10 protein-coding genes are annotated in these 11185 nt (G+C 62.3%); 4 read left to right on the plus strand and 6 right to left on the minus strand.

Annotation, left to right across the window (positions count from 1 at the left end; translation table 11 throughout):
• Positions 1–146 precede the first annotated feature (146 nt).
• Positions 147–833 (plus strand): CBS domain-containing protein, encoded by a 687-nt coding sequence (locus N1058_RS22310; protein ID WP_265519791.1) that lies wholly within the window; start codon positions 147–149, stop codon positions 831–833.
• Between the two features lie 36 nt (positions 834–869).
• On the opposite strand, the gene glgP is transcribed toward N1058_RS22310, so the two are convergent.
• From glgP to N1058_RS22325, 3 genes are read right to left on the minus strand one after another with little or no spacing between them, the layout of a single operon-like run.
• Positions 870–2555 (minus strand): alpha-glucan family phosphorylase, encoded by a 1686-nt coding sequence (glgP, locus tag N1058_RS22315; RefSeq protein WP_265519792.1) that lies wholly within the window; start codon positions 2553–2555, stop codon positions 870–872.
• A 53-nt stretch (positions 2556–2608) separates the two neighbouring features.
• Complete coding sequence (locus N1058_RS22320) at positions 2609–3781, minus strand: acetate/propionate family kinase (RefSeq protein ID WP_265519793.1); 1173 nt, start codon at positions 3779–3781, stop codon at positions 2609–2611.
• On the minus strand, positions 3781–6186 hold the full coding sequence (locus N1058_RS22325; protein WP_265519794.1) for a phosphoketolase family protein: 2406 nt from the start codon (positions 6184–6186) through the stop codon (positions 3781–3783). Before N1058_RS22325 ends, N1058_RS22320 begins: the two co-directional genes overlap by 1 nt.
• A 289-nt stretch (positions 6187–6475) precedes the next feature.
• On the opposite strand from N1058_RS22325, the gene N1058_RS22330 reads away from it, so the two are divergent.
• From N1058_RS22330 to N1058_RS22340, 3 genes are all read left to right on the plus strand, one after another.
• Positions 6476–6784: a c-type cytochrome gene (locus N1058_RS22330; RefSeq protein WP_265519795.1), complete on the plus strand. Its 309-nt coding sequence runs from the start codon at positions 6476–6478 to the stop codon at positions 6782–6784.
• A 25-nt stretch (positions 6785–6809) separates the two neighbouring features.
• Positions 6810–7652, plus strand: a complete 843-nt coding sequence (locus tag N1058_RS22335) for a universal stress protein (protein WP_157016718.1) — start codon at positions 6810–6812, stop codon at positions 7650–7652.
• Between the two features lie 111 nt (positions 7653–7763).
• Positions 7764–8714 carry an IS481 family transposase gene (locus N1058_RS22340; RefSeq protein WP_265519796.1) on the plus strand — a complete coding sequence of 317 codons (951 nt, stop codon included), beginning with the start codon at positions 7764–7766 and terminating at the stop codon, positions 8712–8714.
• Positions 8715–9002: 288 nt separating this feature from the next.
• On the opposite strand, the gene arcC is transcribed toward N1058_RS22340, so the two are convergent.
• The 3 genes from arcC to N1058_RS22355 form a co-directional block, all read right to left on the minus strand.
• On the minus strand, positions 9003–9923 hold the full coding sequence (arcC, locus tag N1058_RS22345; RefSeq protein WP_265519797.1) for a carbamate kinase: 921 nt from the start codon (positions 9921–9923) through the stop codon (positions 9003–9005).
• A 3-nt stretch (positions 9924–9926) separates the two neighbouring features.
• On the minus strand, positions 9927–10928 hold the full coding sequence (argF, locus tag N1058_RS22350) for an ornithine carbamoyltransferase (RefSeq protein WP_265519798.1): 1002 nt from the start codon (positions 10926–10928) through the stop codon (positions 9927–9929).
• 23 nt (positions 10929–10951) lie between these two features.
• A partial coding sequence (locus N1058_RS22355) for an arginine deiminase family protein (protein WP_265519799.1) occupies positions 10952–11185 on the minus strand: 234 nt, incomplete at its 5' end.

The raw sequence follows: 11185 nt of genomic DNA on the forward strand, positions 1-11185 counted from the left end.
AAATGATCGTCGTCACGCCGGCGCGGCGGCCAACCGGAATGAGCGAAGCCCAAGCGGCTGAGCGCCTTCGCGCGCTGCGGAGCCAACCCGCCTCCTCGCACCGGCTGGCGACCTGCTCGTGGCAATAGCAATACGTGGAGAAGAAAATGAGAGCCAAGGACCTGATGTCCACCCCATGCGTAGCCGTATCTACCGAAAATAGCATCAAGCGCGCTGCGCAGATCATGGTGGATCAAGATCTCAGCGGCCTGCCGGTACTTGCAGACGATGGCCAGCTGGTCGGAATCATCACGGAAGGGGACCTGCTTCGCCGCTGCGAGCTCGGCAGCTTCGAAAGGAATGGTGAAAAGTCACCGCCGGAGATCAGAGCACAGGCCTATCTCCACAGCCATGGGTGGAAGGTCGGGCACGTCATGTCGCGAAGCGTTGTGGCTGTACAGGAAGATGCACCCGTCAATCGAATAGCGGAGCTCATGCTCAGGCACAGGATCAAACGGGTTCCGGTGCTCCGTGGAGATCGAGTCGTAGGAATCGTCTCCCGCCGTGACCTCCTCCAATTGATCTGTTCGGCGCCTGCAGATGCCACTGCGCCTGGCGACGCGGCGATGGCGCGCAGTATCCGTGCGCGACTGCATCAGGATCTCGGGCTTGGCGATGAGCAGGTCAAAGTCGAAGTCAAAGCCGGAGCCGTAAACCTCCGGGGCTCGGTCAGGTCTGAAGCCGAGCGCCAAGCCGTGGTGGCGTTAGCCGACGGCGTGCGCGGTGTGGCCGGGCTCGTACTTGATGTCGTGATCGCGCCAACCCTACGCGGTAATGACCTCCGCGAGCACTGAGACGCGGAGATCATTGAATCGCGACGGGCAGGATCATCAGCTCAGATAGACTTCGCTTCCATAACGTCGCATCATTCGCTGGCTATTGAAATAGGACCCGATCTTCGAGATGGATTGCTTCATCATCCAGATCCAGCGCGGGCGGTTTTCGTAGAAGAGCGGCAGAACGGTTCCTTCGAGCTTGTCCAGGCAGTCGGATGCATGTTCCGTGGCGAGCCGGTCCCCTTCGCCGATGGCCCAACCAGTAACGCCTTCGACCCATCCTTCACTCCACCAACCGTCGAGAACACTGAAATTGAGGATGCCGTTGAGCGCTGCCTTCATTCCGCTGGTGCCGGACGCTTCCAGTGGCGGCACGGGAGTGTTCAGCCACACATCCGCACCCGACACAAAGAGCCGGGCCAGCTCCATGTCGTAATTCGGAACGAAGGCAACCGGGAGCTCCGGCGCCAGTTCACGGATATGGCGATGGATCTCGGCGATCAGCGCCTTGCCTTCCTGATCCCGCGGGTGCGCCTTGCCGCCCATGACGATCTGGAAGGGATAGCGCCGATTGATTTCGCGAAGCCGATCGAGGTCAGTGAAGATGAGATGGGGCCGCTTATAGCCGGTCATTCGGCGAGCGAACGCGATGATCGGCCGCTCCTCATCGAGCATTTGGCCGGTCGCCTTCGCCACCGTGGCGACGAGATCCCGCTTCGCCCTTTGATGCGCGTTCCAGATCGCCTCGTCGGGCAGCTGCTCGCAGCGTGTCAGCCGCTCCGGCTGGTGGGCCCAGCTTGAAAGAATGCCCTGGAACAGTTCCGCGAACGATGGATGCGCCCATGTCGGGACATGAACCCCGTTGGTGACCGCGCCCACCTGGTAGCCTGGGAACATAAGGCGCGTCGTCTCGGCATGGACTTCCGCCACACCATTGACATGCCGGCTGAGGTTGAGCGCGAGGAGCGTCATGTTGAGCTCGTCCTTGCCACCCAGCTGCTTGAGCAAGTCGGGGTCTACCAGCCGGCCATGCCCCAGGATCCGCGCTACCTCGCCATAGGAGAACCTGTCATGGCCGGCTTCGACCGGCGTGTGGGTTGTGAACACGCAGGCCTCGCGGACCTTGTCCAGTCGCCCCTGCAACGGCACATCCGTTCCAGTCTGCTTGGCGAGAAGGTGGAGCGTAAGCAGCGAGGCATGGCCTTCATTGAGGTGAAACTTCCTGATCTCGAAGCCGAGTCCTTCGAGAATCCGCGCGCCGCCGACCCCCAGCACGATTTCCTGCTTGAGACGGTAGGCGGCATCACCGCCATAGAGACGGTCGGTTATGCTTCGGTCTTCCGGACAGTTCTGCTCGAGTCTCGTATCGAGGAGAAGGACAGGGATCCGCCCGCCGAGCGGGCAGGAGACGACGTAGAGCCATGGTCTGACCCAGACGGAACGTCCCTCGATATCGACCGCCACCATAAAATCCAGCTGCGCGGCCCAGTCTTCCACGCGCCATGGATCCGGATGGTCGACCTGCTCCCCTGCGCTTCCTATCTCCTGCCGCAGATAGCCCTCGTGCGACACAAGCGTGACGAACACGAGCGGCAAGTCGAGATCGGCGGATGACCGGGCGCAGTCGCCGGCAAGTATGCCGAGGCCCCCGCTATAGGTCCGCATTTCCGGCCGGAAGGCAATCTCCATGGAAAAGTAGGCAATGCTGGTGTGCCTCAGAAACTGTTGGAGAGTGTCCATGGCCTTCTGTTCCTTCATGGGACCGGTCGTCGCCGGCATGCGCCGCCGCGAGCCTAAGCCCTTTCGACAGCTGACAGGACATGGCGTGCGATCACCACTTCCTCGTCGGTCGGGATCACGTGTATGTCTATCGGGCTGTCCACAGCGCTGATCCGCTCCGCATGGGGTTCGTTGGCGTGGTGGTCGATCCTTGCGCCGAGCCATTTCAGACGTGAGCAGATGGCCGAGCGGATCGAGGCCGAGTGCTCGCCTATTCCTGCGGTGAATACCAGGCCGTCGAGACCGCCCATCGTACTGGCCAGTGCCGCCGTCTCCCGCGCCGCGCGGAAGGCGAAGAGCTCGAGCGCTTCGCGGGCGTGCGGATCGCGGCTTTCGGAAAGCGCCCGCACGTCGCTTGAGATGCCGGAAACGCCGAGAAGACCGGACTCCTCATAAAGCAGGTCCTGAAGCTCCGCGGGAGAAAATCCTTCCTCCTGAAGCAGGTAAAGGAGCACGCCCGGATCGATCGCGCCGCAGCGCGTGCCCATCACCAGTCCGTCGAGCGCGGAAAAGCCCATGGTGGTGTCGATGCTTTTGCCGTCGCGCAGGGCACACAGGCTCGCCCCATTTCCGAGATGCGCGACGACGATCCGCCCTGCCGCGAGTTTCGGAGACACCTGTCGCAGGCGAGACGCTATGTATTCGTAGGAAAGCCCGTGAAATCCGTAGCGCTGGATCGCCATGGCCTCATAGCGCCGTGGCAGGGCATAGCGCCTGACCGTGGCCTCGATCGTTCCGTGAAAAGCCGTGTCAAAGCAGCCGACCTGCGGCAAATTCGGTCGCAAGGCAGTAAGGGCACGGATAGGGGCGATGCTGCGCGGCTGATGGAGCGGCGCAAGGGGCCTCAGCTTCTCCACTTCATCGATCACCTGCGGCGTCAGCAGTACCGGCTCGCTGAACCGGCTGCCGCCATGGACGATGCGGTGGCCGGCCGCAACAAGTCCCTGACCGGTCCAGCTGTCAGCCCAGCGGAGCAATTCGCCGATGAGATCTTCAAGGCCACTACCCGGAAACTCCTTCTCCAGAAGCGATCTCCCATCCGGTCCCTTGGCCGTAAGGCTTCGCACGTCGCCAAGGCCGATTGCTCCACGGGCAATGGAGCGCGGCTCTCCCGAGAGGTCAGCCTCGTAGAGACCGAATTTGAGGCTCGAGGAGCCGCCATTGAGGGCGAGGATGGCATTCGGCATCAGTCACCAGCTTCGGCGGCCGTCTTGTAGGGCCACCCCCAATCGCGGATCTCGGGCATGTCCTCGCCGTGCTCGCGGATATAGGCGGCGTGCTCGGCGAGCTTGTCGTTGAGCCGTGCGACCAGTTCGTCCGACTCGCCGCCCAACCGCGTCACGCGGGTGGCGGCGGCAATGGCGAGATGGAACCGGTCGAGCGAATTCATGACGACCATATCGAAGGGCGTGGTGGTCGTGCCTTCCTCGCGGAAGCCGTGCACATGCATGTTGTCGTGGTTGGCGCGTTTGTAGGTCAAGCGGTGGATGAGATAGGGATAGCCGTGATAGGCGAAGATCACCGGTTTGTCCGTCGTGAACAGGGTATCGAAGACCTGATCGTCAAGGCCATGCGGATGCTCTGTCGCCGATTGCATCGTCATCAGGTCGACCACATTGACGACGCGGATCTTCAGGTCGGAGAAGGCGGAGCGCAGGATGTCCACGGCAGCCAGCGTCTCCAGCGTCGGCACGTCGCCGGCGCAGGCCATGACCACATCCGGTTCCTCGTCTCCGGCCGCCGTGCCCGCCCATTCCCAGATGCCGGCCCCTGCCCTGCAATGACGCTCGGCCGCCTCGGCGCTCAACCATTGCGGCGCCGGCTGCTTGCCAGCCGTGATGACGTTGATGCGGTTGTAGGTCTTGAGGCAATGATCGGTCACCCACAGCAGGGTGTTCGCGTCGGGCGGGAAGTAGAGGCGGATCGTATCCGCCTTCTTGTTGGCGACGAAATCGGCGAACCCGGGATCCTGATGGCTGAAGCCGTTGTGGTCCTGCCTCCAGACATGGGAGGTGAGCAGGTAGTTGAGCGATGCGATCGGCTTGCGCCAGGGGAGTTCGCGCGAGACCTTCACCCATTTGGCATGCTGGTTGACCATGGAATCCACGATGTGGATGAAGGCTTCATAGCAGGAGAAGAGCCCGTGGCGGCCTGTGAGCAGGTATCCCTCCAGCCAGCCCTGGCAGAGATGTTCGCTCAACACCTCCATGACGCGGCCGTCGCGCGTCAGGTGCACGTCGTAGGGCTCGATCCTCTCCATCCAGACACGATCGGTCACCTCGAAGACGGCATCGAGCCGGTTGGACGATGTCTCGTCCGGCCCCATCAGCCTGAAATTATCCACGTTGAGCTTCATCACGTCGCGCAGATAGGTGCCCATCACGCGCGTGGCCTCGCCCGTCAATCCTCCCGGCTGCCGCACGTCGAGGGCGTATGCCTTCCAATCCGGCAGGACGAGGTCGCGCTTCAGAAGCCCGCCATTGGCATGGGGATTGGCGCCCATGCGCTTGTTCCCCGAAGGTGCGAGCGCCGCAAGTTCCGGCCGAAGGCGCCCGTTCTCGTCGAACAGTTCCTGCGCCTTGTAGCTCTGCATCCAGACCTGCAGCACGCGCCGGTGCTCGTCATTGCCCCGTGCGTTGGCAACCGGCACCTGGTGCGAACGCCAGAAGTCCTCGACCTTCTTGCCGTCCACCTCTTTCGGCCCGGTCCAGCCCTTCGGGCTGCGCAGCACGATCATGGGCCAGCGAGGGCGCTCTCCCGACCACGCCGGATCGCGTGCCTGCCGCTGAATGGCGGAGATGCGGTCGAGCGCCGTGTCGAGCGTCCGCGCCATCAGCGGGTGCATTTCGGCGGGCTCGCTGCCTTCCACGAAGAAGGGCTCATATCCATAGCCGGTGAAGAGAGCGCGCAGCTCCTCATCGTCCATCCGGCCGAAGATCGTGGGATTGGCGATCTTGTAGCCATTCAGGTGAAGAACAGGCAGAACGGCACCATCTCGCGCCGGGTTGAGGAACTTGTTGGAATGCCACGCGGCGGCGGTGGGACCGGTTTCCGCCTCGCCGTCGCCGACCACGCACGCAACCAGCAGGTCGGGGTTGTCGAAAGCGGCCCCGTAGGCGTGCGCGAGCGCGTAGCCGAGTTCCCCGCCTTCATGAATCGAGCCCGGCGTTTCCGGGGCCGCGTGGCTGGGCACCCCGCCAGGAAAGGAGAACTGGCGGAACAATTTTCTCAGGCCTTCGGCATCCTGTGGCACATCCGGATAGATTTCGTTGTATGTCCCTTCGAGATAGGTGTTGGCCACCATCGCAGGGCCGCCGTGCCCCGGACCGCAGACATAGATCACGTTCAGGTCGCGCGCACGGATGACCCGGTTCAGGTGGACGTAGACGAAGTTCAGACCCGGCGTCGTTCCCCAATGGCCCAGAAGCCGAGGCTTGACGTGCTCGGGCTTGAGCGGCTCGCGCAGCAGCGGGTTGTCCATGAGATAGATCTGGCCAACCGAGATATAGTTTGCCGCTCTCCAATAGCGGTCGATCGCTTCAAACTCCGATAAACCCGGACCTGTTTCGCCGTCGGTCTTGGCAACATCCATTTGAAGTCTCCTTACGGCAGAAATCTGGGGCAGCAGCACGGAACGAAAAGGCTTTCGCGAAAAGACATGCCACCTCCGCCCGGAGGAGACATTGATCGGTGTCAACTTGCACTTCAGATTCGAGACGCGCGAGGAGAGCGAGCCGCTGGGACCGCCGCCACGGAAACGGAACACGCGGCGGTCGCGAATTTGTTTCCGTTTGACACGGGTCAAGGCGCGGTCGCGCTCATCTGCCAATTTACGCGGGAACAAAGAGACACGCTCGGCGATGCAACAGAAGTATCGAATCATGACCACCACGGCTCTGCTCCTGGCGAGCGTTGCAAGGCCTGCAATGGCCGAGGACGCCCAAGTTGCACGCGGCAGGGCCCTCGTTGAGGCGAACTGTTCGCGTTGCCATGCGGTAACTCGGACCGATGCCAGCAAGCACCCAGAAGCGCCGGCATTCCACACGCTCTGGAAGCGCTACCCGATCGATGCTCTCGAAGAAGCCTTCGCCGAAGGGATTTATGTCGGCCATCCGGACATGCCGGAGTTCGTGGCCGACCCTGACCAGATCGCCGCCATCATCGCCTACATCGAGTCGATTCAGGACTGACGGCGGCAACCAAGGAACCAGAACCATGACTGAACAAGTAAAATGCATTCTCGTGGGCGTAGCCGCGAAGGACGATTTCTCGGCGACGCCGGCGCTCGAATTCGCCATTGCTCTCGCAAAAAAGCACGGCGCCTGTCTCACCGTCTGCGCCCTGCCCCCCGCCTTCTATGTGCCTGTCACACGCACCGGCGGATCCGCGTCCGCCATCCTCAAGAGCGAGATCGGACGTCTCGAGGAGATCACCCATCGATCCGCACGCAGTGCGTCGGAGCTCGTCAGCAAGGCCGGGGTCTCGTGCATCGCCGAGCACACGCTCTCGCCGCTTGAACCCAGAACCGGTCGTCTGGTGCGCCTGGCGCGCGTGAACGACGTCACCATCCTCGATGCCGCCGAGCCCGAGGATAACGCCCAACGCGCCGCGATCGAAGATGTCCTCTTCGACAGCGGCCGACCCGTGCTGGTCATACCGCAGACAGGAGGAAACGCAGCACCCCGGCGCATCGCCGTTGCCTGGGACGGCAGCGCCCGTTCGGCACGTGCGGTGGCCGACGCCCTGCCTTTCCTCAAGCAGGCAGGCGCCGTTTTCGTCGTCACCGTCACGGGCGAAAAGGATCTCTCGCGTATGGCGCCGGGTGCCGATCTTGCCACTCACCTCCTTCAGCACGGCGTTTACGAGCCGCACTTGGAGACGCTTTCGGCGATCGACGACGATGCGTCGGCAAGGTTGCGCAAATTCGTAAAGGACGAGTCCATCGATATGCTCGTCATGGGCGCATTCGTCCATTCACGCTTCCGACAGGCGATCCTCGGCGGCGTTACGCGTTCGCTGCTGGACGACGTTCCCGTGCCACTTTTCATGGCGCATTAGGGGAGTGCGGCATCAACACGGCCCGGCAGTTCGCGAACGTTAGCGGGGCGCTAGGTGTTTAATCCCGCATTTTGATGGTGCAATCTTTTCCCATGAATGGAAGGAGGCACTATGGGACAAGTTCACCACGGGAGCGCCACGACGACAGCGGCAGTCCGTCGAGCGATACAACATAGTCAAGAGAGCCTGAGGACACTGGCCAGGCGCTACGGGATCAACCAGAAGACCGTGGCGAAATGGAAAAAGCGCACATCGGTTGCCGATTTGCCGACCGGGCCGAAGGAACCGCATTCCACGGTGCTATCGCTGGAGGATGAGGCCGTCATCGTCGCCTTCCGCAAGCATACGCTGCTGCCGCTCGATGACTGCCTCTATGCCCTTCAGGCGACGATCCCGCATCTGTCCCGATCATCATTGCATCGCTGCCTGGAGCGCCATGGCATCTCGCGACTGCCCGATGTCGGGGGCGACAAGCCAGTCCGGAAGAAGTTCAAGAGCTATCCGATCGGCTACTTCCACATCGACATCGCAGAGGTGCAGACGGCTGAGGGCAAGCTCTATCTGTTCGTGGCCATCGACCGGACATCAAAGTTCGCTTTCGCCCAACTCCATCTCAAAGCCGGCAAGATGATTGCGGCGCAGTTCCTGCGCGATCTCGTCGCGGCGGTGCCCTGCACCATCCACACCGTACTGACCGACAACGGCATCCAGTTCACCAGCTACGCCCGTCACAAATATGCGTTCCACCACATCTTCGACCGGGTCTGCGACGAGAACGGCATCGAACACAGGCTCACCAAAATCAACCATCCGTGGACGAACGGACAGGTGGAACGGATGAACCGGACCATCAAGGAGGCGACCGTCAAGCGCTTCCATTACGACAATCATGACCAACTGCGCCGGCATCTTCAGGACTTCATCGATGCATACAACTTCGGGCGAAGGCTGAAGACGCTCAAAGGCCTCACACCTTACGAGTTCATCTGCAAACGATGGACTTCAGAGCCGGATCGATTCATTCTCGATCCAATCCATCAAATGCCGGGACTGAACACCTAGCGGTTCAGCGATTACCGACCCGGAGAACAAGGGATGGAAATCCTCGCGATCAGCCTTGCCCTGGAGCTGTTCACCATTGCCGGCCTGCAGATTCGGCGCTGGCTGGACAAACCGGCATGCCGCGCGGGTCTGGCGCAGTCTGGCGGCGCAGGCCGATGCATCGCCTCCGGAATTCCACCCGTCCATGGTCCAGGGGCTACCCGAACCCGCCCGCCGCTTTTTCCTTTTCACCATTGCGCCCGGCAGCCCTATCCGCACCGTCGAAAATCGCCGCATCCTCGAAACCACTCATTCATCATCGGGATCACTGAATACGGTTCCTGCGCGGCGTTCCAGAATGGCGAGCGCATCCTCAAGCGCACCAATGCCGGCGATGCCACCGGTCGCCCTGACAAAGGCGCTCGCTGCCTCGACCTTCGGCCGCATCGAGCCGGCCGGGAAGTCTCCCGGATCGAGCTCGCCTGACACGGCTTTGCGGATTGCTGTTTGGTCTGGTTGGCCCCAGTTCCGATAGACAGCATCCACATCGGTCAGCATCAGCAGCGCGTCGGCACCCAGGTCTTGCGCCAGGAGTTCCGCCGACCGGTCCTTGTCGATCACCGCTTCCACGCCCATCAGGCCGCCGTCGGAACGGCGGACGATCGGAATGCCTCCGCCGCCGGCGCAAATGACAATCACATTCTGCTCAAGCAGCAATTTAATCACCGACACGTCGGGTATGTGCTTCGGCAGAGGCGAGGCCACGACACGGCGATACTTGTCCCCGTCCGGCGCAACCGCCCAGCCGCGTGATTTCGACAAGCGCTCTGCTTCCTCCCTTTCATAGACGGGGCCGACCGGTTTGGTCGGGTGCCGAAAGGCGGGATCAGCCGGATCGACCTCGACCTGCGTCAGAAGGGTCGCGACTCGGGGGCCCTGGGGAAGCGCGTTTTCAAGCTCCTGTTCGACGAGATAACCGATCATGCCTTCCGTCTCGGCGCCCAGCACGTCGAGCGGATAGGCTTCGTCGGGCTTGTAGGCGGCCGATTGCAACGCGAGGAGACCCACCTGCGGCCCGTTGCCGTGGCAGACCACGACGCGATGGCCGGCCCGCACGACCTCCGCTATGGCCGCCGCCGCGCGCTTCACATTGGCGCGCTGGTTCCCGGCCGTCGGCGGCTCTCCGCGCTTAAGCAGCGCGTTGCCGCCAAGGGCGATGACGACCAGCATCTTTCACCCCCCGATCGTCGCCACGAGGACGGCCTTGATCGTGTGCATGCGGTTTTCCGCCTGCTCGAAGACGACCGAGGCGGGGGATTCGAATACCTCCTCCGTCACCTCCATGCAGTCGATGCCGAATTCCTCGAAGATCTTCTCGCCCATCTTGGTCTCGCGGTTATGGAAGGCGGGCAGGCAGTGCATGAACTTCGCGTGCGGGTTGCCCGTCGCCTCCATGACTTCGGAGGTGACGCGGTATTTCGTCAGCCGTTCGATGCGCTCGGCCCAGACCGATTGCGGCTCGCCCATGGAGACCCAGACATCCGTGTATACATAATCGCACCCCTTCGCGGCTTGCTCGATGTCCTCGGTGAGCGTGATCCTGGCGCCAGTGCGGGCCGCGATCTCACGGCATTGGTCGACCAGCCGCTGATCGGGCCAATATTGTTCCGGTCCGCAAAGCCGCATATCCATGCCGATGAGCGCCGCGCCGACCATGAGCGAGTTGCCCATATTGTTGCCGGCATCGCCCAGGAAGGCGAAGGACACGGCCGACAGGTGCTTGCGCGTGTATTCACGCATGGTCAGGAAATCGGCCAGGATCTGCGTCGGATGGAACGCGTCGGTCAGGCCGTTGTAGACCGGCACGCCGGCATGGCGGGCAAGCTCTTCGGCGAGATCCTGCCCGAAGCCGCGATACTCTATCGCGTCGTAAAGACGGCCGAGCACACGCGCCGTATCCTTCATGGACTCCTTATGGCCGATCTGGGTTCCCGTGGGCCCGAGATAGGTGACATTTGCGCCCTGATCGTACGCAGCGACCTCGAAACCCGTCCGGGTGCGGGTTGAATCCTTCTCGAAGATAAGGGCGATGTTCTTGCCCTTCAGGCGCTGCTGTTCGTAGCCGCCATATTTGGCCTGCTTCAGAGAGGCGGAGAGCCTCAGGAGAAACCGGAGATCATCCGGCGTGAAGTCGAGCAGCGTCAGGAAGCTGCGTCCGTGGAGATTGACGGGCATGGTCTTGGCCTTTGGGGTTGGGATCAGGTGGGATCGCGGATGAGCGGGCAGGTCATGCAATGTCCGCCACCGCGGCCGCGTCCGAGCTCGGCGCCGGGGACGGTGATGACCTCGACACCGGCCTTTCTCAAAAGATAGGATATTCGGCTTGCGCCCCATCCTCGGACGGTGATGCGGGAAGGTGCTGCGCTTCGAGCTGATGATAGAACGTGGTCTGTCGCGACAGCCACAAGCATCAGGAAAGGAAGCGCAGCATG

The organism is Nitratireductor luteus, from assembly GCF_026162365.1.
Taxonomy (GTDB): Bacteria; Pseudomonadota; Alphaproteobacteria; order Rhizobiales; family Rhizobiaceae; genus Chelativorans; species Chelativorans luteus.